Origin of the sequence: Pseudomonas sp. SR18 (assembly GCF_023701505.1) — a bacterium.
In the GTDB taxonomy this organism is placed as follows: Bacteria; Pseudomonadota; Gammaproteobacteria; order Pseudomonadales; family Pseudomonadaceae; genus Aquipseudomonas; species Aquipseudomonas cyclaminis.
The window spans coordinates 134,804-155,738 of sequence record NZ_JAMQAU010000002.1 but is presented as its reverse complement, the minus strand read 5'-3'; the positions used below and the strand labels follow the sequence as shown (position 1 = coordinate 155,738).

The following is a 20,935-nucleotide window of genomic DNA, read 5'->3' as shown; positions in this document are numbered from 1 at the left end:
TTATTCAGCCGCAGGTGTCAACCGCGCTTCCAGCTCTGCGACTTTGGCCTCCAGACTCTCCAGTCGCGCACGGGTGCGGGCGAGCACCACCATCTGGCTGTCAAATTCTTCCCGGCTGACCAGATCAAGCTTGCTGAAACCACTTTGCAGCAAAGCCTTGAACTGACTTTCGATTTCATTGCGGGGCAGCGGGGTTTCGCCGCTGAACAGGCGAGAGGCGTGGCCGCTCAGGGCGTCGAGGAGGTCTTTGGGCGCGAGCATGGGAAATATTCCGGAAAACTGTTGGCGGGCAGTGTATCACGCAGCGTCTATAGTCTTTTTCACGGCCTGCGGCGCACGCTTTTCGCGCATCGGGCCGGGCGGCGTCGCACTGTTTTCGTGCGCATTGCAGCCGCCAAGTAGCCCCGTGGGTGGGGTTAAGCGGGCAAGGGACTGATTTCAGTGATTTTTACGGAGATGGCAAGGTTTCTGCTTAGACGATCATGACCCATGCACTGATGCAGTCGCTGTGACGAATGCAGTGCGCCGACGGATCAGGGGTACAGGTTTCGTCACCAGTGGTTCGCTGGCGTCCCAATGGCAACTGCCCTTGCGACGATGCGTTACAAAGCCAGGCACTGCGCTTAGACTTGAGACGGGTTTGTTTTCCTGGGGCAAGTCCACCAATTCGGGAGAGAGTTTTCATGAAGCTAGTCACTGCCATCATCAAGCCGTTCAAGTTGGACGATGTACGCGAGTCGTTGTCCGAGATCGGCGTGCAGGGCATTACCGTTACTGAGGTCAAGGGCTTCGGTCGGCAGAAGGGTCACACCGAGCTGTATCGCGGCGCGGAATACGTAGTCGATTTCCTGCCGAAGGTGAAGATTGATGTCGCCATTGACGACAAGGATCTTGACCGGGTTATCGAGGCGATAACCAAGGCCGCCAACACCGGCAAGATTGGTGACGGCAAGATCTTCGTGGTCAATCTGGAACAGGCTATTCGCATCCGTACCGGCGAAACCGATACCGACGCAATCTAAGCCGCCAAACCCCAACGCCCCAGGAGAAAACAATATGACTCTGCGTAAATTCGCAGGGCTCGGAGCCCTGTTGTCCATCGTAATGCCAAGCCTGGCCATGGCGGCAGACGAAGTGGCTGCTCCAGTCCTCAACTCCGGCGACACCGCCTGGATGCTGACCGCCACCGCACTGGTGCTGTTCATGACCATCCCCGGCCTGGCGCTGTTCTACGGCGGCATGGTCCGCTCCAAAAATATTCTGTCGGTGATGATGCAGTGCTTCGCCATCACTGGCCTGATCAGCATCCTGTGGGTCGTCTACGGCTACAGCATTGCGTTCGATACCACCGGTATGGAACAGGGTGTGGTCAATTTCAATTCCTTCTTCGGCGGCATGGGCAAGGCGTTCCTGGCGGGCGTGACCCCGGCCAGCATCACCGGGCCTGCGGCGTTGTTCCCGGAAGCAGTGTTCATCACCTTCCAGATGACCTTCGCCATCATCACCCCGGCGCTGATCGTGGGTGCCTTTGCTGAGCGCATGAAGTTCTCCGCGATGCTGATCTTCATGGGCATCTGGTTCACCCTGGTCTATGCGCCCATCGCGCACATGGTCTGGAGCGGCAACGGCGGCCTGATGTGGGACTGGGGCGTGCTGGACTTCGCCGGCGGCACCGTGGTGCACATCAACGCTGGTGTGGCTGGTCTGGTGGCGTGCATCGTGCTCGGCAAGCGTAAAGGCTTCCCGACCACCCCAATGGCACCGCACAACCTGGGTTACACCCTGGTGGGCGCGGCAATGCTGTGGATCGGCTGGTTCGGCTTCAACGCCGGTTCTGCTGCTGCCGCCAACGGCACCGCCGGCATGGCGATGCTGGTGACTCAGATCGCTACCGCTGCTGCGGCGCTGGGCTGGATGTTCGCCGAGTGGATCACTCACGGTAAGCCAAGCGCACTGGGCATTGCCTCGGGCGTGGTGGCTGGCTTGGTGGCCGTTACACCGGCCGCTGGCACCGTTGGCCCAATGGGCGCCCTGGTGATCGGCCTGGTGGCGGGCGTGGTCTGCTTCTTCTGCGCGACCAGCCTCAAGCGCAAGCTCGGCTACGATGACTCTCTGGACGCATTCGGCGTGCACGGTATCGGCGGTATCGTCGGTGCGATCCTCACCGGTGTGTTCGCAGCCCCTGCATTGGGCGGCTTCGGCACCGTGACTGACATCGCGGCTCAAGTCTGGATCCAGTGCAAAGGTGTCGGCTTCACCGTGATCTACACGGCTATCGTCACCTACGTCATCCTCAAGGTACTCGACATGGTCATGGGCCTGCGTGTTACCGAAGAGGAAGAGGCTGTCGGCCTCGACCTGGCGCAACACAACGAACGCGGCTACAACTTGTAAGTACGCGTTAAAAAGATGCCCGGCTTGCCGGGCATTTTTTTGCCTGGCGTTTGTCAGTCGTAAGAGGCTGTGCGGTTTTTTGCGCTGACTTTGTGATCGGGCGCGCACGGCACTTTTCACCGTGCGAATGTCTTACAGGCATGTAGGCGTATTCGACACTTTGTTTTTTCCCTGAGCGCGCTAGAATGCGCGCCGATGGGCGGAGAACTGTATGTGGCAACAGACCCTGATTACCCTGCGGGCCAAGCCCCGGGGCTTTCACCTGGTGACCGATGAGTTGCTCGCCGGCTTGCCTGAATTGAAGGCGTGTCGTGTGGGCCTGTTGCACCTGTGGTTGCAGCACACCTCGGCCTCGTTGACCGTCAACGAGAATGCCGACCCGGCGGTTCGCCGTGACTTCGAACGTTTTTTCAACGCGCTGGTGCCGCAAGGCCGTGCCGGGTTCGAACACAACGACGAAGGTCCGGATGACCTGCCGGCGCACTTCAAGGCCAGTCTCCTGGGCTGCCAGCTGAGTTTGCCGGTCAATGCCGGCCGCTTGGCGATGGGGACCTGGCAAGGTGTTTATCTGGGCGAGCACCGTGATCATGGCGGTGCTCGTAAAGTCCTCGCCACCTTGCACGGTGATGGGGCATAAGCCACTGGTTATCCAGTGGATGTTGATTTTTCCCCGGCGACCTCGACAGAGGGCGAAGCTGGGCTATAACTAATCTGCTTTTCGCAAGTCATGAGGTAGAACATGAGCGACGATGATCTGGAAAACGACGAACTCGAAGTAGGTGACGAAGACGACACCGAAGAAGGTCTTGAAGCTGCAGCGGAAGACGTTGCGGACGACGACGGTGGCGATGATGCACCTGCCCCGGCGGCCAAAGGCAAAGCCAAGGCAGCTGTTTCGGTAGATGAATTGCCGAGCGTTGAGGCCAAGAACAAAGAGCGCGATGCCCTGGCCCGTGCGATGGAAGAATTCCTCGCTAAAGGCGGCAGAGTGCAGGAAGTCGAGGCTAACGTGGTGGCAGACCCACCCAAGAAGCCGGATAACAAGTACGGCAGCCGACCTATCTGAGGTCAGTCACCTGCTTGTAAGAAAAAGCCCGCCGTCGCTGCGGGCTTTTTCATGCCTGTGAGCTTTGTGATCATCCAAATGTGGGAGGGGTTTTGCCCCCTCCCACATTTGGATCTCCAGTGTTATTGCCAGCTGCGTAGCAGTGCTGGCAATTCGGTCAGGCTGCGAATCTGCGCATCCGGGTGCTTATCGCCTTCCCACACCTTGCCTGTCGGGTTGAACCACACCGCCCGCAACCCAGCCTGCTGCGCCCCGGCGATGTCATCGCCCGGATGGTCGCCAACATGCACCGCCGCACTGGCGTCCACGCCACCACGCTGCAACGCCTCTTGAAACAATCGCGCATCCGGTTTGGCAATCCCGATATCTTCAGCGCGCAGGGCGAAATGGAAATAATCCGCCAGGCCAACGCGCTGCACATCGGCATTGCCGTTGGTGATCACGCCGAGCAGGAAGTGCTGGCGCAGGGCCTTGAGCATCGGCTCGGCTTCCGGAAACACGCTGATCTGGTGGCGGGCGTGAATGAACGCTTCGAAGCAAACATCGGCCATCTCCGTGGCTTGCGGCTGTGGATATCCGGCCTCCTCGAAGGCGTGCATCAGCACCCGGTGGCGCAACACGCTGATGCGGTGCTTGAGCTCCGGATGACGTTGCAATACCTGTTGGCGCAGGCTGGCGAAATGCTCCAGCGGCAGATCACCGACCTTGGAGGCATGCACGGCCAGCCATTCGCGCATCGACGCTTCGGCGCTGATGATGACGGGTACGTTGTCCCAGAGCGTGTCGTCCAGGTCGAAGGTGATCAGCTTGATACTCATGAGTCGCCGCCCTTGATGCGTTTGGCCCGTGGATGGGCGCTGTCGTACACCGTTGCCAGGTGTTGGAAGTCCAGATGGGTGTAGATCTGCGTGGTCTTGATGTCGGAGTGGCCGAGCAGCTCCTGCACGGCGCGCAGGTCCTGGGATGACTCCAGCATATGGCTGGCAAAGGAGTGCCGCAGCATATGCGGGTGCAGGTTCTGCCCCAGTTCGCGCTCGCCGGCGGCCTTGACCCGCACCTGAATCGCCCGTGGCCCCAGGCGCCGGCCTTGCTGGCTGATAAACACGGCGTCGTCCGCCGGGTTGGCCAGCGCCCGCAGCGGCAGCCACAGTTGCAGGGCTTCGCGGGCCTTTCTGCCCACTGGCAGCACGCGGGTTTTGCTGCCCTTGCCGAGGACTTGCACCAGTCCGTCCGCCAGGTCCAACTGGTCCAGGTTCAGGCCGGTCAGTTCCGACAGGCGCAGGCCCGAGGAATAGAACAGCTCCAGGATCGCCTGGTCGCGGTGGGCGAGGAAGTCGTCTTCCACGGCGCCGTCGAGCAATTGCAGGGCGCGGTCGGTGTCCAGGGTCTTGGGCAGGCGCCGTTCGCCCTTGGGCGCAGACAGGCCGTTGGCCGGGTCGTGATCGCACAGGCCTTCGCGGTTGAGGTAGTGATAGAGCCCGCGTACAGCCGACAGCAGGCGCGCCAGGCTGCGCGAGGACTGGCCGGCGTGGTGCAGGCGTGCGATCAGGCTGCGCAGGTTCTGGATATCCAGGGCCTTCCAACTGGTGACCTGCTGTTTTTCGCAGTAGGCCAGGACCTTGTTCAAGTCCCGTCGGTAGGCTTCCAGCGTGTGGGGCGACACCTGACGCTCGTTGCGCAGGTGAGCGCAGTAAGCGTCCAGTTGCCGTTCCATGGCTAGCGCACCGCGCGCAGGGCGGTGGTGAAACGCGGCAGAACGCGGCCCAGCACTTCGGCGATATAGGTCAGGAACAGCGTGCCCACCGAGCTTTTGTAGTGCGCGGGATCACGGCTCGCGATGGCCAGCACGCCATGCAAACCTTGATGGCTGAGGGCGACCACTGCAGTGGAACCGATCTCCTTGCGCTGTTCGGCGCCAAACAGAAAGTCCAGCTCATGCTCGCGCAGGGTGCCGCTGATGCTCTTGCCCTCGGACAACAGGCCGCCAATCGCGGTCTGCGCGTCGCTGCCGCTGACCCAACGGCCCACGGGCATCGGGTTGTCGCTGAAGAGGATCAGGCTGACAAATGGCACCTGGAAGTCCTGGCGCAGGCTGTCTTCTACCGCGATCACGGTTTCTTCCAGGCTGGTGGCGTCCATCAGGGCAAGAATCAGGCGACGGGTCTTGTCGAACAGGCGGTCGTTGTCGCGGGCGACGTCCATCAGGTGCGAGAGCTTGTGACGCATCTCGATGTTGCGCTCGCGCAGGATCTTCATCTGTCGTTCCACCAGCGACACGGTGTCGCCACGCTGGTGGGGGATGCGCAACGCCGGCAGCAGTTCTTCGTGCTCGACGAAGAAATCCGGGTTCGCCTCAAGGTACGCCGCGACAGCAGCGGCCTCCAGACTTTCGCTCGGGGTTGCGGGTGCGGGTACTTGAGGCTTATCGGTCATTAGCTGGGCTCACTCATAGACGGACCTGTCCTTCGTATACACGCGAGGCCGGCCCGGTCATCAGCACCGGGTGGCCAGGGCCTGCCCATTCGATGGACAGGCGTCCACCGGGCAGGTCGATCAGCAGCGGCGAATCCATCCACCCCTGGCTGATCGCGGCGACGGCAGCGGCGCAAGCACCGGTGCCGCATGCCTGGGTTTCGCCGGCGCCGCGTTCCCATACACGCAATTGCGCGCGGGAACGGTCGATCACCTGCAGGAAACCCACGTTGACCCGCGCCGGAAAGCGCGGGTGGTGTTCGATCTTCGGCCCCAATTCGTGCACGGGGGCATTGTTGATGTCGTTGACCCGCAGTACGGCATGGGGGTTGCCCATGGACACGGCGGCGATGTCCACCGACTGGCCGTCCACATCCAGCGCGTAGCTGACGGCCTGCTCGGTGGCCTGGAACGGAATATCCGCCGGCACCAGGCGTGGCGCGCCCATGTTGACGCTGATCTGGCCGTCGCTGCGGATATCCAGTTCGATCACGCCGCTCTTGGTCTCGACGCGGATCTGGCGCTTGGCAGTCAGGCGCTTGTCCAGCACGAAACGCGCGAAGCAGCGCGCACCGTTGCCACACTGCTCCACTTCGGAGCCGTCGGAGTTGAAGATCCGATAGCGGAAATCCACCTCCGGGTTGCTCGGCGCTTCGACAAGCAGCAATTGGTCGAAACCAATCCCGGTATGCCGGTCGCCCCACTGTTTAGCGTGCTTGGGCAGGATGTGCGCGTGCTGGCTGACCAGGTCCAGGACCATGAAATCATTGCCCAACCCGTGCATCTTGGTAAAACGCAGCAGCATGGCTTACTCCGGCAGCAGGCTTTCGCCAGCATACAACTCGGCTACCGTCTCGCGGCGACGCACTTCAAACGCTTGATCACCGTCCACCAGCACCTCGGCGGCACGGCCGCGGGTGTTGTAGTTGGAACTCATGACAAACCCGTAGGCACCGGCCGAATGCACGGCCAGCAGATCGCCTTCTTCCAGGGCCAACTGACGATCCTTGGCCAGGAAGTCACCGGTTTCGCAGATCGGGCCGACGATGTCATAGGCGCGGGCTTCGCTGTCGCGAGGCGTCACTGCGGTGACATTCATCCAGGCCTGATACAGCGCCGGGCGGATCAGGTCGTTCATCGCCGCGTCGACGATGGCGAAATCCTTGTGTTCGGTGTGCTTGAGGTACTCGACCTGGGTCAGCAGCACGCCGGCGTTGGCGACGATATAGCGGCCTGGCTCGAACATCAGTGTCAGGTCGCGGCCTTCAATGCGCTTACGCACGGCCTGGATATAGTCGGCGATCAGCGGTGGCTCTTCATCGCGATAGCGCACGCCCACGCCACCACCGAGGTCGATATGGTGCAGGTAGATGCCGCACTCGCCGAGGCGGTCGATCAACGCCAGCAAGCGGTCGAGGGCATCAAGGAACGGCGGGAGGCTGGTCAGTTGCGAGCCGATATGGCAGTCGACACCCAGCACTTCCAGGTTTGGCAGTTGGGCGGCGCGGATGTACACATCTTCGGCGTCGGCAATGGCGATGCCGAACTTGTTCTCTTTGAGACCGGTGGAAATGTACGGGTGGGTGCCGGCATCGACGTCCGGGTTGACGCGCAGGGAGATCGGCGCACGAACGCCCATCTCGGCGGCTACGACTTGCAGGCGCTCCAGCTCGTCGGTGGATTCGATATTGAAGCAATGCACACCGACTTCGAGGGCGCGGCGCATGTCTTCGCGGCTCTTGCCGACGCCGGAGAACACGATCTTGTCAGCTTGACCGCCAGCCGCCAGTACTCGCTCCAGCTCACCACGGGACACGATGTCAAAACCAGCGCCCAGACGCGCCAGGACATTCAGTACACCCAGGTTGGAGTTGGCCTTGACTGCGTAGCACACCAGGTGCGGTACGCCGTTCAGTGCGTCGGTGAAGGAGCGGTATTGCGCTTCGATGTGAGCGCGGGAGTACACGTACGTCGGGGTGCCAAAGCGCTGGGCAATCGCGGACAGCGCCACGCCTTCCGCGAACAGCTCGCCGTCCCGGTAGTTAAAAGCGTCCATGGAGTTCCCTTATTCGTAGGTGTCGTGCTTATGCGCTTTGGATGGCTTTTGCGACGATTGCGCCTGTTCATTCGGGTCTTTGCTGTCATCGGGCAGGTACAGCGGGCCTTTTTGACCACAGGCACTAACGAGGCAAGCGACCGCGACGAGCGCAGCAAGGGAAGAGATCAGGCGCTTCATGGCGAAATCCTTGAATATGCATTAATTGCGCCCGAGTATACCGACCACCCGCCAGCTTGCCTATGCGCTGAAATACCCGTCCGGCGGGGGTTTGCCGACATGAAGGGGAAGCAGGCTACGCTGGCAGAGGATATTTCGTACCGTCATCGGTAGCGAAATCGGTATCCTTTGCAATCGGCGAAGCTCGCCCGTATCGTGCGGCGCTTGAGCAAAACCAGACACTTTTGAGGTTGCCACAATGAGTTTGACCGAAGCCCGTTTTCACGACCTGGTGGATGCCACGCAGCAGGCGCTGGAAGATATTTTCGACGACAGCGGCCTGGACGTGGACCTGGAAAACTCGGCCGGCGTGCTGACCGTCAAGTTCGACAGCGGCCAACAGTTGATCTTCAGCCGCCAGGAGCCGCTGCGTCAGTTGTGGTTGGCGGCGCGTTCCGGTGGCGTTCACTTCGACTACGACGAAGAAAGCGGCAAATGGCAATGCGACAAGAGTGAAGAGCTGCTGGGCGAGATGCTCACGCGCCTGGTCCAGGAATATACCGGCGAAGAGCTGGATTTCGACGAGATTTGACTGTGACCCAGCCTGTACCTGTCCGCCCGCCCAAGCCGCTGTTCAGCAATGTGAGCCCTGCGGTGCCGTCACCTTGTATCAGTTTGTGTCGCCTGGACGAGCAAAAAGTCTGCCTCGGCTGCTTTCGCCACGTCGAAGACATCCGCGAATGGCGCTCCGCCGACGATGCGCGGCGCCGGGTGATCTGTGCCGAGGCCGAGCAGCGCAGGGCGAACACCTGAGGCTGTCTTGTTTATTTGTGACGCTGTGGTAGTGTCCGGGTACGCCTCAACTCACCGAGGCCCGTGAGAACCCCGCCTTTTTTTGGCGGGGTTTTGCTTTTTTGTGCAGAAAAAAGGAGTCTGCCTGAATCATGACCACCGCACCGTCCATCATCCTCACCCGTCTTGACGTGCAGCGTCTGGAGCAATTGATCGACCGCTTGGGCGACGCAACTCCCGGCGTCGAAGCGTTGCAAGCCGAACTCGACCGCGCCGAAGACGTGGTCGGTCACGATGAAGTGCCTGCGGGTGTCGTGACCATGAACTCCAGCGTGCATTGCCGTGAGCAAGGCAGCGGCAAGGACTACCACCTGACCCTGGTCTACCCGAAAGACGCCAATGCCGATGAAGGCAAAATCTCGGTCCTGGCGCCAGTGGGCAGCGCATTGCTCGGCCTGCAAGTGGGCCAGCACATCGACTGGCCTGCACCGGGCGGCAAGACGCTGAAGCTTGAATTGCTCAGCGTTGAAGGCCAACCCAAGGATGGCGGAGCGTTCCCGCTTTAAATCTGGCTCAGCGCCGCATTTAGCGACAGCTCCAGCTCGGCCTTGTAACGCAGGTAAAGGTTGCTCGGGCTCTGCACATCGCCGAGCAGGCCCGATAGATCAAGGTCGGTGATGTAGCAGCGGTAGCGTTCGGTTTCCCGGCGCTGCCCGACGATCTCCTGGGCGACCACGGCAAATAGCTGGTCGCCGAACTCCAATTCGCAAAACTCCCGTTGATTACAGTACAGCGTGATGCCCACTTGGCCGGGTGCTGCCTTGCCGATAATCGCCTGCACGTCGTAAAACGGTTTGTTCGTCGGGTTGTGCGGCGTCGGGCGGGGCTCGATGCCGCGTGCGCGGCCGTTGCCTGACGGCAACAATTGGTAATACAAGGTCTGCGCCGCGCCCAGCGGCTGTTGCGTGTCCAGCGGCGACAACGCCTCGCGACGATAGATGATTGATTGCAGGAAGCGCTGCAACGGCGCCAACAGGCTCTGCTCATCATGAAACGGCAGGCGCTGTTGCCACAGTGCGTTGAACTCATCCAGCACATACAGCTCGGCGAAACCTTCATTGACCCGGTAGAACACCTGCACGCAATCGGCCATGCCCATGGGCAACAGCAGCGCCAAGTCGTGGTCTTCCAGCGCCATGGAGTCCAGATGCAATGGGCTGTAGCTGGCCAGCTCTTCACTGAGGTAGGCGATCAGCGCGTCCTGGGTTGCCAGTGACACGTGGGTGGCCTGGCCCGGCGTCAACTCCATCACGTGGTAGTGCTGCTGGACTTGCAGCAAGTACCGGTGATTGGACTGACCCAGCAGCAGGTTCTGCGCGGTGTCGAAGATTTCTTCCACGCGCTGGGCAATGAATTGCGCACGGTTGTGACAGAAGCAGCGCACCCGCAGCCGTGGCAGGTGGTCCGTCGGCAGTTGGTTGAGGTAGTCGCGCAGGCAGTCGAGCAAGGCGTGCGGGCCGTCGTAACGGCTGACCATTACCTCGTTCCAGCTGTTGAGCGTGACCTGGTCCAGGGTCAGCACCAGGTTATCGCGCACCCCGGCATAGCTCAGGGAATCGGTGCGCTCGGTGGTCATCAGGATATTCAGGTCGCGGTGATGCTTGAGCGGGTCGACGCCGACGTTGATCAGCAGCAACACCTCCTCGGGCACCGCCGAGCGCAGCAGGCTGATTTCATCGACGCTGGTCAGGGGCAAGGCGACGGTCTGCTGCAGGCTGCCCAGCAGGTTGAACAGCTCGAATTCGGTCATGTCGCTGGTGCCGGGGTGCAGCGCCAGGCGCGTGCTGCTGTCGATCACGCCATTGCGATGGCACCAGGTGAGCATCTCCAGCAGGTCGCGGCTGCGCTTGATCGGCGCGAAGTGCTCCCATTCCAGCGCGGTGAGGTTGCCGTTGTACAGGCCCCAATGGTGCTGGCCCGGTTCCTTGCGGTTGGGCGACTGCACCAGGGTCAGGGTGTCTTCGGCCAGGTCCGGGGCGATGCCGGGGTTGATGAACTCGACCTTGCCGGCCTTGCGCTCGAAGGCGGCGTACAGACGCCGGCCCAGCACATTGAGATCGCGCTTGTTGATCAGGCTGACGGTCTGTTCGGTACGGGCAAACTGGGTCAGGAAGCGATAGCTGTAGTTCAGCTCGCTGACCAGCGCACGTCGCTCTGACGCCACCTGGCGCACTTTCCATTGGCTGCGGCTGTCCAGCAGGGCCAGTTGACGCTGGTCCCAGCCCCACTCGTGGGCGAGGCGCTCCAGCAACAGTCGCTGCCAACTGGTGCTGCGTTGGCCGGCGGTGAGTTTGCGATTGACCTTCAGGTACAGCGCACGGCGCACCAGCTCCAGGCGTTCCGGCTCGTTGCGGGCCTGGAGGTATTCCTCGATGCGGCGGTACACCACGATGTACGGGTCCAGCTCATCCAGGTCCATCTGGTTGGCGAACACCGCGCGCTTGAAGCGCAGGCTCAGGCAGTGCACGTTCGGGTGCTCGCTCGCGTAGACCTCAGTCAGCAGCAGCTTGAGCACCGATTTGTAAGGCGACTCGATGCCTTTGAACAGTTGCCACAGCCCCGCGCCAATGAATTCGCCGGGGGGAATATGGGCGAGGTGGCCCAGGTCGAGGGTTTCATCGGCGCGAATAAACCGCTTGGAAAGCAGCGTATGGGTGAATTCGGCGTAACGGGTTTCTTCGTATACCGGCACCAGCCACCAGATCGGCGTGCGCCCGGCCAGCCAGATGGCGGTGCGGTAAAACTCGTCCAGCAGCAGATAATGCTGGGTGGTGCCGCAGTCGTCGGAGCTCAGCTGGGTGTCGCGTTCACCGAGCACAAAGCGCGTCGGCTCGATCAGAAAGAAGTGCGCCTCGGCGCCCATGGTCAGGGCCCAGGCTTCCAGCATCTGGCATTTCTTGCGCAGTTCGGCCTGCTCGTTTTCGCTCAGGTCGGGAGCGTGGCAGACCCACACGTCCATGTCGCTCTGATCCGCCTGGGCCAGGGTGCCAAGGCTGCCCATCAGGAACAGGCCATGGATCGGCTTGGGCTGATTGACCGGCCGCGGCTTGTAAGAGAACGAGCGGGTCAGGCGTTGGGCTTCGGCCAGGGCCTGGGCGTCAGGTTCGAAGTTCGACAGCCCGGCCGGCGTGCTGCCCGATACATAGCCGGGCAACAGCGGATGATTGACGTGGAAAAACAGCGGCAGCAGGGTCAACACGCTTTGTTGGCGCGGCGTCAGTCCCTCAACGGCACGGGCCATGCGGCCTTCGTTGAGGGCCATGAAGCGCGCGCGCAGTTGGGCCAGCACCTTGCGGTCGATGCCTTCGTCCAGGTCCGGGCGGATTTCATGGGTGCGGGTCATGTCGAACTCGTGGCTCGCAGAGCCCGACGTGGGCGGCCGTGTAGGAGTTTACAGTCAGTGGCGTAGGAGTTTTAGAGGGAAAGCAGCGTTTGATGCCAGAATATTCTCACGTGCACAGCAAAGCCCTCGGAATCCGCAATGGGCGGACTCCATGGGCGGTAGTCGGTATCAGGCGGCTTCTTTGGTGTTGGCAGTGGTCAAAATGGTCAGCAGGGTTTGGGCCTGCTCCGCAGCGTCCCGGCCAAGGCTGGTGAGGTAGCCTCCGTCCGGCTGGTCGATCAGTCCTTTTGCATGGAGTCGCTTGGCAGCGGCGATAGCAGTGGCAGCGGCGGTCTGGTGGACTTTCAGACCTTCCTTGGTGCTGTCCAAGGGAAAGAGTACAAGGATTTCCAGTTCGGCAACCAACTCAGGGGTATACGACATAAGGACTCCAGACTTTCTAAAATTTATTAGAGGCTAGCAGACCATAAGGTGAACGCACTTTGCCGAACTGTCCAGCGTGTTGCGGTGTGCCGGGGTTATTCCTTTTCCGGCGGCAACTCAGGCAACGCCCGCAGCGCGGTTTCATACCACTCGGTATTGAAGGCGCGGTCTTCTTCCAGCATTGCGTCAATCTCGAATGCGAGCACGTGGGCCATGAGATTCAGGATCTCTTCACGCTCATAACCCACCAACGTCAACTTGTTGAAGGTAGCTTTGGCGGCAGGCGGGTTGTCGCTTTCGATCTGGTTCTCGATTGCTTCGATCAGCGTGCTTTCGGTGAATTCTTCTTCGTCGTTGTCGATATCGGTCGGCTCGCTCATGGCAGGCTCCTCAAGGAAAGGGCGCCAGTCTACCCCCATTCAGGCAGGTGATGCTGCTGGTCAGGCCGCGCCCCAGGATCTATAACTCCTGCAGCCAACCCCGCACACGGCCTGGAGGCTTTGCGATGCTCAAGCTTTACGGATTTTCGGTCAGTAACTACTACAACATGGTGAAACTGGCGCTGCTGGAGAAAGGGCTGCTATTTGAAGAGGTGCCTTTCTACGCTGGCCAGACCCCGCAAGCCTTGGAAATCAGCCCGCGTGGCAAGGTGCCGGCGCTGGGCGTGAAGCAGGGGTTTATCAACGAAACCAGTGTGATCCTCGAATACATCGAGCAAACCCAGGAAGGTCCGTCGCTGTTGCCAGCCGAGCCATTCCAGCGCGCCCAGGTGCTTGCGCTGTGCCGTGAAATCGAGCTGTACATCGAGCTGCCTGCCCGCGCGTGTTTTGCCGAAGCGTTCTTCGGCATGCCGGTGCCGGAGGCGATCAAGGAGAAGTCCAAGGCCGAGTTGTTGTTGGGTTTTGGTTCATTGGGCAGGCACGGCAAGTTCGCGCCGTATGTGGCGGGGGAGAGCTTTACGATTGCCGATTTGTATTTCATGTACAGCGTGAACCTCGCCTGCGCGGTGGGCGAGAAGCTGTTTGGCCTGGATCTGCTGGCTGAAATGCCGGCGGCCAAGGCGTTGCTGGAGAGGTTGCACGCCATGCCCAACGCTCAGAAAGTGGCGGCGGACAGAGAGGCGGCGATGCCGGCGTTTATGGCGATGATCGCGGCCAAGAAATAGATTTTGGCGTCTGGCAGGACGCTATCGCGGGCAAGCCCGGCTCCCACATTGGAATGCGATTTCCTGTGGGAGCTGGCTTGCCTGCGATGCTTTTAGCGGCTGGCGAGCAATTCCTGGCCGCGCAACACAGCTGCCTTCACCTGCGCCGGCGCAGTGCCGCCGACGTGGTTACGGGCATTCACCGAGCCTTCCAGAGTCAGCACGGCAAACACGTCCTGTTCGATCTGGTCGCTGAATGTGCGCAGTTCTTCCAGGCTCATTTCCGCCAGGTCCTTGCCGGTGTCCACGCCGTATTTCACGGCATGGCCGACGATTTCGTGGCAGTCACGGAACGGCAGGCCACGGCGCACCAGGTAGTCCGCCAGGTCAGTCGCGGTGGAGAACCCACGCAAGGCCGCTTCGCGCATGATCGCGTGTTTTGGCTTGATCGCCGGGATCATGTCGGCAAAGGCACGCAGCGAGTCGCGCAGGGTGTCGGCGGCGTCGAACAGCGGTTCCTTGTCTTCCTGGTTGTCTTTGTTATAGGCCAGCGGCTGGCCTTTCATCAGGGTCAGCAAGCCCATCAGCGCGCCGAACACACGGCCGCTCTTGCCACGTACCAGCTCTGGCACGTCGGGGTTTTTCTTTTGCGGCATGATCGAACTGCCGGTGCAGAAACGGTCCGGCAGGTCGATGAACTGAAATTGCGCGCTGGTCCACAGCACCAGCTCTTCGGAGAAGCGCGACAGATGCATCATCGCGATGCTGGCGGCGGCGCAGAATTCGATGGCGAAGTCACGGTCCGACACGCCATCCAGGGAGTTGCCCCCTACGGCGTCGAAGCCCAGCAATTGCGCGGTGTACTCACGGTCGATCGGGTAAGTGGTGCCGGCCAGCGCGGCGCTGCCCAACGGCATGCGGTTGGCGCGCTTGCGGCAATCCACCAGGCGCTCGTAGTCGCGGCTGAGCATTTCGAACCAGGCCAGCAGGTGGTGGCCGAACGTCACAGGCTGGGCGGTTTGCAGGTGAGTGAAGCCGGGCATGATGGTGTCCGACTCGCGCTCGGCCTGCTCCAGCAGACCTTTTTGCAGGCGAGTGATTTCGGACAGGATCAGATCGATTTCGTCGCGCAGCCACAGGCGGATATCCGTGGCCACCTGGTCGTTACGGCTACGACCGGTGTGCAGCTTCTTGCCGGTCACACCGATACGGTCGGTGAGGCGGGCCTCGATATTCATGTGCACGTCTTCCAGGTCGACGCGCCAGTCGAACGTACCGGCCTCGATCTCACCGCGGATGGTGGTCAGGCCGTCGATGATGCTGTCGCGTTCGGCGTCGGTCAGTACGCCGACTTTGGCCAGCATCGTCGCGTGGGCGATGGAGCCCATGATGTCGTGGCGGTACAGGCGCTGGTCGAAGGTGACGGAGGCGGTGAAGCGGGCGACGAAGGCGTCGACGGGTTCACTGAAGCGGCCGCCCCAGGACTGGTTGGTCTTGTCGGTGCTCATGGATTCGCTCGTGGTCTGCTTAATAAAGAGGCGTGGAAGTCTGCCGGCGATAATAACAGGGTTGCCCGTGGAGGCGGTGCTGCGGGTCGTCGGCATTTTTATTTGTGCAAAGGATGGCTAAGTGCCTTGCCGCCGACCGCGTCCGGGAAGAGACTGGAGGCAGGTGTTTATTGAAACGATATTTGACGATTGAGCAATATCGTTCCAGTGAGCGTCTACAGTTGGACTGATAGTGTGTGAATGCACCAAAGTCGGGTATTGCGGTCAGAGCCTGACTATCCATTTAAAAGGGGGGTATTCGGATTGTGTATCAGCAAACCCTACGACGATGCCCGATGGCAGCAGGTTTTGGGCGCTATTGAACAGGTCCGGGTAAATATGGGTGCCGCTGTCGGGGCACTTTTTGCCGCTCGCGCTAGTCTTAGCGTGGATCGCTGTGACGCAAGTCACCGCACCTGTCTACGCTATCCTTGTGCGAGACTCACGCAGGAATCCAGCGCTATATGAATGTCCTGATCGTTGATGACGAACCCCAAGCCCGCGAGCGACTGACCCGCTTGGTCAGTGAGCTTGAGGGTTATACAGTCCTTGAGCCGAGTGCCTCCAACGGGGAGGAGGCGTTGACGCTGATCGACAGCCTCAAGCCGGACCTGGTGTTGCTCGATATCCGCATGCCGGGCCTTGATGGCCTGCAAGTTGCCGCCCGGCTGAGCGAGCGGGAATCGCCGCCTGCCGTGGTGTTGTGCGCCGCGCAGGAAGAGTTTGCCGAACAGACACTGGAAGCCAGTGGCGTCAGCTTTGTGATCAAGCCAGTGACTGGCGACGCCTTGCTCAAGGCCCTGAAGAAAGCCGAGCGCCCCAACCGCGCTCAACTGGCCGCCTTGACCCAGCCTGCCGCCCAAAGTGGTAACGGGCCGCGCAGCCACATCAGCGCACGTACACGCAAAGGCATTGAGCTGATTCCGCTGAGCCAGGTGGTTTACTTCATTGCCGACCACAAGTACGTGACCCTGCGACATGAGGCCGGCGAAGTGTTGCTCGATGAGCCGCTCAAGGCCCTTGAGGATGAGTTCGGTGACCGCTTCGTGCGTATCCACCGCAACGCACTGGTGGCCCGCGAGCGCATCGAGCGCCTGCAACGCACACCCCTTGGGCACTTCCAGTTGTTTCTCAAAGGGCTTAACGGCGATGCGTTGATTGTCAGCCGACGCCATGTCGCCGGCGTGCGCAAAATGATGCAGCAGCTTTAGTCCGAGGGCTCCACCGAGGTCTGCATTCCTTATCCCGGTGCGACGTGGCCAGGGAGGCCCCGCACTTGCTGATTCAAATCAAAGCGCGTTTGCCTGAGCTGTTATTATCTGCCGTATCTACCCAGTACGGATTGATCCATGTCCTCTCGCGAAATCCGCATCGCCACCCGTAAAAGTGCCCTGGCCCTATGGCAGGCCGAATACGTCAAAGCACGCCTTGAGCAGGCCCATCCCGGCCTCACGGTGTCCCTGGTGCCCATGGTCAGTCGCGGCGACAAGCTGCTCGACTCGCCGCTGTCGAAGATCGGTGGCAAGGGCCTATTCGTCAAGGAGCTGGAGACGGCGCTGCTGGAAAACGAAGCCGACATCGCAGTGCATTCGATGAAAGACGTGCCCATGGACTTCCCCGAAGGCCTGGGCCTTTTTTGTATCTGCGAGCGCGAAGACCCGCGTGATGCCTTCGTTTCCAACACCTATGCGTCCCTGGATGAGCTGCCGCTGGGTAGCATCGTCGGCACCTCCAGCTTGCGTCGCCAGGCCCAGTTGCTGACCCGTCGCCCGGACCTGCAGATCCGTTTTTTGCGCGGCAACGTCAACACCCGTCTGGCCAAGCTGGATGCCGGCGAATATGACGCGATCATCCTCGCCGCTGCCGGTCTGATCCGCCTGGGCTTCGAAGACCGTATCACCTCGGCCATCAGCGTCGAAGACAGCTTGCCTGCTGGCGGGCAGGGCGCCGTGGGCATCGAATGCCGCACCGCCGACCGTGAAATCCACGCGCTGCTCAAGCCTCTCGATCACCACGATACCGAAGTGCGCGTCACGGCCGAGCGTGCCCTGAACAAACACCTCAATGGCGGCTGCCAGGTGCCCATCGCCTGCTACGCCGTGCTTGAAGGTGAAAACCTGTGGCTGCGTGGCCTGGTCGGCGACCCCGACGGCGGCACCCTGCTGACGGCAGAGGTGCGCGGGCCGCAGCGTGATGCGACGGCCCTGGGCATCCAGGTCGCCGAAGAACTGCTGGATAAAGGCGCCGGTGCCATCCTGCAAAAAGTCTACGGTGAGGCCGGCCCGCAGTGAGCGGATGGCGAGTGCTGCTGACGCGGCCTGCCGAGGAGTCGACAGCCCTGGCGGCGTCGTTGTCTGAAGCCTGCATTTTCAGCAGCAGCTTGCCCTTGCTCGACACTGAGCCTTTACCCATCACGCCCGGACAGTTGGCTGTATGGCGCGACCTGGACCGCTATTGCGCAGTGATCGTGGTGAGTAAGCCCGCTGCGCGCCTAGCCGTGCAGCAATTGGCTTTTCGTCCCGCGCCGCCAATGCCTTGGTTCAGCGTCGGCGCGGCAACAGCGCAGGTACTGGCCGATCATGGCCTGAACGTTCACTATCCCCAAACCGGCGACGACAGCGAGGCCTTGCTTCAGCTGCCGGCGTTGCGCGAGGCTGCTGCACGCCCTGGTTCGCGGGTGTTGATCCTGCGGGGCGAGGGCGGACGAGAGCTGCTGGCGGAGCGTTTGCGCGAGCAAGGTGCTAGTGTCGACTATCTGGAGTTGTACCGCCGTTTTCTTCCAGACTATGACGCCGGTGTGCTGGTGCAACGTATCCAGTTGGAACGCTTGAACGGGCTGGTGGTCAGCAGTGGGCAGGGTTTTTTGCACCTGCAAGCCTTGGCCGGCTCCGATTGGCCACAGGTGGCACAGCTGCCGTTGTTCGTGCCCAGCCCACGCGTCGCCGAGATGGCGCGGGCTGCGGGCGCAGAAAAAGTTGTGGATTGTCGCGGCGCGAGTGCCGCGGCTTTGTTAGTGGCGTTACGGAGTCATGCCGTTCCCACTCTCTGATACGCAAAGGACGGATACGTGAGCGAAACAGCCTTGCCTAAAGATGAAACCCAGCCCGCACTCGATGCGCCGGTTGAGTCACCGGTCACCACGCCGCGCCGTGGCAATGGCCTGGCAGTTGTCGCGCTGCTACTTGGCGCCGCTGGCGTTGCCGCCGGCGGCTGGGGGATCTGGCAGGTCCGCGCCCTGCAAGCCAGCAGCCAGCAGCAGTTGGGTCAGGTGCAGACCCTGGACGACCAATCCCAATCCCTCAAGCAAAGCCAGCAGCAACTGGCTGCACGTCTTGCCCAGTTGCCGGGTGCGGACGAACTGGAAGAGCGCCGCCGTCTGGTCGCCCAGCTGCAAGGTGATCAGCAGCGCCTGAACCAGCGCCTGGAAACCGTGCTCGGGGCGAGCCGCAAGGACTGGCGCCTCGCCGAGGCCGAGCACTTGATCCGTCTGGCGAGCCTGCGGTTGTCCGCCCTGCAAGATATCAACAGTGCCCAAGCGCTGGTCCAGGGCGCCGATGAGATTCTTCGCGAGCAGAGCGATCCAGGTTCCTACGCCGCCCGTGAACAATTAGCCAAGAGCCTGGCCGCGTTGCGCAGTACCGAGCAGCCGGACCGTACCGGGTTGTACCTGCAATTGGCAGCCTTGCGTGACCAGGTTGTTCAGCTGGCGGCCATTGCCCCCGAATATCAGCTCACCGAGCCCGCTTCCCAGGGGCGTCCAAGCACGGATACGGATAACCGCTGGAGCCAGTGGTGGGAACAGATTTCCCGCTACTTCCGCATCGACTTCAACCCCGACGACAACATCCGGCCGCTGCTTGCCGGCCAGGGCTTGAACCAAGTTCGCCTGGCCCTGAGCCTGGCGTTGGAGCAAGCCCAATGGGCGGCGCTCAATGGCGAGTCGGCGGTGTACAGCCGATCGCTTGGCGAAGCGCGCAGCGTGTTGCAGGACAACTTCAACCAGGACAACCCGCAAAGCAAAGCGATGCTGGCGCGTATCGCCGAACTTGAGCCCAAAGCCGTGTCGGTGGTGACACCGGATCTGGCGGCGAGCCTGGCCGCAGTGCAGGCGTACCTCGAACGTCGTCATCTGTCTGCTGATGAAGCCAAGGCGGCGGCTGGCAACCCGGCGGCCTCGTCGGCGAAGCAGGAGTAGACCCGATGAAGCGTTTCTATGTGATCCTGGTGCTGGCGATTGCGATCGCCCTGGCACTCGCTGTGGGCATTTCGAAACACACCGGCTACGTGCTGATTACCTACCCTCATGTGCTGCATTACGAGTCGAGCCTATGGGCGACCGTGGTGGCCGTGTTTGCCATCGGCCTCGCCATCTACCTGATCCGCGTGTTGCTGAGCCTGGTGACCACCTCCGGTGGCGTGGTCAACCCGTGGTCTCGGCGTAACCGCAGTCGCCGCGTGCAGATCGCTATCGAGCAGGGCCAGATGGACCTTGCCGAAGGCCGCTGGGCCAGTGCTGAGCGGCACCTGCACCGTGCCGCCGAAGCTGAGCGCCAACCGCTGCTTTACTACCTTGGCGCTGCCCGGGCGGCGAATGAGCTGGGGCGTTATGAAGAGTCCGACGGGTTGCTGGAGCGTGCGCTTGAGCGTCAGCCCCAAGCAGAACTGGCGGTCGCTTTGAGCCATGCGCAATTGCAATTGGACCGTGGTGACACTGATGGTGCGCTGATCACTTTGCAGGCCATGCACGAGCGTCATCCCCATAACGCCCAGGTGCTGCGCCAATTGCAGCGCCTGCACCAGCAACGAGGCGACTGGTCGTCGGTAATCCGACTGTTGCCGGAACTGCGCAAGGACAAAGTGCTGCCTGCCAGCGAACTGGCCGAGCTGGAGCGCCGTGCCTGGGGTGAGGACCTGAGTCTGGCAGCCCAGCGCGAAGAACAGGGCGAAGCGGGTTTGCAGTCCCTTGAGCGGGCCTGGCAACAACTCACTTCGGCCCAGCGCCAGGAGCCGCAGTTGGTTCTGGCCTACGCCGAGCAACTGCGCCAGCTGGGCGCCGATGCCAAGGCGGAGGAGGCGTTGCGCAGTGCTATCAAGCGTGATTACGACAGCCACCTGATTCGTCTCTACGGCCTGCTGCGTGGCAGTGATCCGGCCCGGCAATTGAAGTTTGCCGAGGGGTGGCTCAAGGATTACCCAGGTGATGCCAGCCTTCTGCTGACATTGGGGCGTCTGTGCCTGCAAAACAGCCTTTGGGGCAAGGCGCGGGACTATCTGGAAAGCAGCCTGCACGTGCAGCGCAATCCTGAGGCGTGTGCCGAGCTGGCGCGGTTGTTGGCCCAGCTGGGTGATACCGAGCGCAGCAATCAACTGTTTCAGGAAGGTCTGGGCTTGTTGGATAACCGCTTGCTGGCGTCTCCACTGCCAGTTGCCGCCCGCGTTTGATGTAGGAAAGGAGAGAGGGTTGGCTCGGATTCGTCTG

24 protein-coding genes and 1 pseudogene are annotated in these 20,935 nt (G+C 61.5%); 14 read left to right on the top strand and 11 right to left on the bottom strand.

Annotation, left to right across the window (positions count from 1 at the left end):
- On the bottom strand, positions 1 to 261 hold the full coding sequence (locus NDJ82_RS04585; protein ID WP_099585989.1) for an accessory factor UbiK family protein: 261 nt from the start codon (positions 259 to 261) through the stop codon (positions 1 to 3).
- Positions 262 to 683: 422 nt separating this feature from the next.
- On the opposite strand from NDJ82_RS04585, the gene glnK reads away from it, so the two are divergent.
- The 4 genes from glnK (at position 684) to sutA (ending at position 3,460) form a co-directional block, all read left to right on the top strand.
- Positions 684 to 1,022: a P-II family nitrogen regulator gene (gene glnK / locus NDJ82_RS04580; RefSeq protein WP_002555808.1), complete on the top strand. Its 339-nt coding sequence runs from the start codon at positions 684 to 686 to the stop codon at positions 1,020 to 1,022.
- Positions 1,023 to 1,056: 34 nt separating this feature from the next.
- Entirely contained in the window at positions 1,057 to 2,394 is a 1,338-nt protein-coding gene (locus NDJ82_RS04575) for an ammonium transporter (RefSeq protein ID WP_112192747.1), read from the top strand.
- 211 nt (positions 2,395 to 2,605) lie between these two features.
- The gene (locus NDJ82_RS04570) at positions 2,606 to 3,031 is read left to right on the top strand and encodes a secondary thiamine-phosphate synthase enzyme YjbQ (RefSeq protein ID WP_112192746.1); all 426 of its coding nucleotides are present in this window, start codon (positions 2,606 to 2,608) and stop codon (positions 3,029 to 3,031) included.
- 102 nt (positions 3,032 to 3,133) lie between these two features.
- On the top strand, positions 3,134 to 3,460 hold the full coding sequence (gene sutA, locus NDJ82_RS04565; RefSeq protein WP_032884367.1) for a dormancy-specific transcriptional regulator SutA: 327 nt from the start codon (positions 3,134 to 3,136) through the stop codon (positions 3,458 to 3,460).
- A 122-nt stretch (positions 3,461 to 3,582) separates the two neighbouring features.
- Here sutA and NDJ82_RS04560 read toward each other — a convergent pair whose 3' ends face one another.
- From NDJ82_RS04560 to lptM, 6 genes are read right to left on the bottom strand one after another with little or no spacing between them, the layout of a single operon-like run.
- Complete coding sequence (locus NDJ82_RS04560; RefSeq protein WP_122305523.1) at positions 3,583 to 4,278, bottom strand: HAD family hydrolase; 696 nt, start codon at positions 4,276 to 4,278, stop codon at positions 3,583 to 3,585.
- The gene (gene xerC, locus NDJ82_RS04555) at positions 4,275 to 5,174 is read right to left on the bottom strand and encodes a tyrosine recombinase XerC (protein ID WP_099585986.1); all 900 of its coding nucleotides are present in this window, start codon (positions 5,172 to 5,174) and stop codon (positions 4,275 to 4,277) included. The genes NDJ82_RS04560 and xerC overlap by 4 nt, the downstream gene beginning before the upstream one ends.
- 2 nt (positions 5,175 to 5,176) lie before the next feature.
- Entirely contained in the window at positions 5,177 to 5,893 is a 717-nt protein-coding gene (locus NDJ82_RS04550) for a DUF484 family protein (RefSeq protein ID WP_099585985.1), read from the bottom strand.
- Positions 5,894 to 5,906: 13 nt separating this feature from the next.
- Positions 5,907 to 6,737, bottom strand: coding sequence for a diaminopimelate epimerase (gene dapF / locus NDJ82_RS04545; RefSeq protein WP_158879226.1), 831 nt, complete (start codon positions 6,735 to 6,737; stop codon positions 5,907 to 5,909).
- A 3-nt stretch (positions 6,738 to 6,740) separates the two neighbouring features.
- Positions 6,741 to 7,988: a diaminopimelate decarboxylase gene (gene lysA, locus NDJ82_RS04540; RefSeq protein WP_250925003.1), complete on the bottom strand. Its 1,248-nt coding sequence runs from the start codon at positions 7,986 to 7,988 to the stop codon at positions 6,741 to 6,743.
- Between the two features lie 9 nt (positions 7,989 to 7,997).
- Positions 7,998 to 8,168, bottom strand: a complete 171-nt coding sequence (gene lptM / locus NDJ82_RS04535; protein WP_010207449.1) for an LPS translocon maturation chaperone LptM — start codon at positions 8,166 to 8,168, stop codon at positions 7,998 to 8,000.
- 238 nt (positions 8,169 to 8,406) lie between these two features.
- Between lptM and cyaY the strand changes: the two genes are divergently transcribed.
- The 3 genes from cyaY to rnk all read left to right on the top strand — a co-directional run bounded on the left by cyaY (position 8,407) and on the right by rnk (position 9,505).
- Positions 8,407 to 8,739 carry an iron donor protein CyaY gene (cyaY, locus tag NDJ82_RS04530; RefSeq protein WP_112192742.1) on the top strand — a complete coding sequence of 111 codons (333 nt, stop codon included), beginning with the start codon at positions 8,407 to 8,409 and terminating at the stop codon, positions 8,737 to 8,739.
- 2 nt (positions 8,740 to 8,741) lie between these two features.
- Complete coding sequence (locus tag NDJ82_RS04525) at positions 8,742 to 8,960, top strand: DUF1289 domain-containing protein (protein ID WP_099586240.1); 219 nt, start codon at positions 8,742 to 8,744, stop codon at positions 8,958 to 8,960.
- Positions 8,961 to 9,091: 131 nt separating this feature from the next.
- Positions 9,092 to 9,505, top strand: a complete 414-nt coding sequence (rnk, locus tag NDJ82_RS04520) for a nucleoside diphosphate kinase regulator (protein WP_099585981.1) — start codon at positions 9,092 to 9,094, stop codon at positions 9,503 to 9,505.
- Here the strand turns inward: rnk and NDJ82_RS04515 are convergent.
- From NDJ82_RS04515 to NDJ82_RS04505, 3 genes are all read right to left on the bottom strand, one after another.
- Entirely contained in the window at positions 9,502 to 12,342 is a 2,841-nt protein-coding gene (locus NDJ82_RS04515; RefSeq protein WP_250925002.1) for a class I adenylate cyclase, read from the bottom strand. The two genes, rnk and NDJ82_RS04515, sit on opposite strands and share 4 nt — an antisense overlap.
- A gap of 168 nt (positions 12,343 to 12,510) precedes the next feature.
- Positions 12,511 to 12,765 carry a TIGR02647 family protein gene (locus NDJ82_RS04510; protein ID WP_099585979.1) on the bottom strand — a complete coding sequence of 85 codons (255 nt, stop codon included), beginning with the start codon at positions 12,763 to 12,765 and terminating at the stop codon, positions 12,511 to 12,513.
- A gap of 95 nt (positions 12,766 to 12,860) precedes the next feature.
- Positions 12,861 to 13,145 carry a hypothetical protein gene (locus NDJ82_RS04505; protein ID WP_250925001.1) on the bottom strand — a complete coding sequence of 95 codons (285 nt, stop codon included), beginning with the start codon at positions 13,143 to 13,145 and terminating at the stop codon, positions 12,861 to 12,863.
- A 125-nt stretch (positions 13,146 to 13,270) separates the two neighbouring features.
- Between NDJ82_RS04505 and NDJ82_RS04500 the strand changes: the two genes are divergently transcribed.
- The gene (locus NDJ82_RS04500) at positions 13,271 to 13,930 is read left to right on the top strand and encodes a glutathione S-transferase family protein (RefSeq protein WP_158879221.1); all 660 of its coding nucleotides are present in this window, start codon (positions 13,271 to 13,273) and stop codon (positions 13,928 to 13,930) included.
- A 92-nt stretch (positions 13,931 to 14,022) separates the two neighbouring features.
- Here NDJ82_RS04500 and argH read toward each other — a convergent pair whose 3' ends face one another.
- Positions 14,023 to 15,417, bottom strand: coding sequence for an argininosuccinate lyase (gene argH / locus NDJ82_RS04495; protein ID WP_112192741.1), 1,395 nt, complete (start codon positions 15,415 to 15,417; stop codon positions 14,023 to 14,025).
- A gap of 390 nt (positions 15,418 to 15,807) precedes the next feature.
- Between argH and NDJ82_RS27590 the strand changes: the two are divergent.
- From NDJ82_RS27590 to NDJ82_RS04470, 6 genes and pseudogenes are all read left to right on the top strand, one after another.
- Positions 15,808 to 15,924, top strand: a pseudogene (locus NDJ82_RS27590) (sensor histidine kinase); the annotation flags it as partial.
- Positions 15,921 to 16,667, top strand: a complete 747-nt coding sequence (locus NDJ82_RS04490; RefSeq protein WP_099585975.1) for a LytR/AlgR family response regulator transcription factor — start codon at positions 15,921 to 15,923, stop codon at positions 16,665 to 16,667. The pseudogene NDJ82_RS27590 and the gene NDJ82_RS04490, both read left to right, overlap by 4 nt.
- A 138-nt stretch (positions 16,668 to 16,805) precedes the next feature.
- Positions 16,806 to 17,747, top strand: a complete 942-nt coding sequence (gene hemC, locus NDJ82_RS04485; protein ID WP_099585974.1) for a hydroxymethylbilane synthase — start codon at positions 16,806 to 16,808, stop codon at positions 17,745 to 17,747.
- Positions 17,744 to 18,505: a uroporphyrinogen-III synthase gene (locus NDJ82_RS04480; protein ID WP_250925000.1), complete on the top strand. Its 762-nt coding sequence runs from the start codon at positions 17,744 to 17,746 to the stop codon at positions 18,503 to 18,505. The genes hemC and NDJ82_RS04480 overlap by 4 nt, the downstream gene beginning before the upstream one ends.
- Before the next feature lie 18 nt (positions 18,506 to 18,523).
- A complete protein-coding gene (locus NDJ82_RS04475) occupies positions 18,524 to 19,651 on the top strand; it encodes a uroporphyrinogen-III C-methyltransferase (protein WP_160385029.1) in 1,128 nt (375 codons plus the stop codon).
- Positions 19,652 to 19,656: 5 nt separating this feature from the next.
- Entirely contained in the window at positions 19,657 to 20,898 is a 1,242-nt protein-coding gene (locus tag NDJ82_RS04470; RefSeq protein WP_250924999.1) for a heme biosynthesis protein HemY, read from the top strand.
- Positions 20,899 to 20,935: the final 37 nt, after the last annotated feature.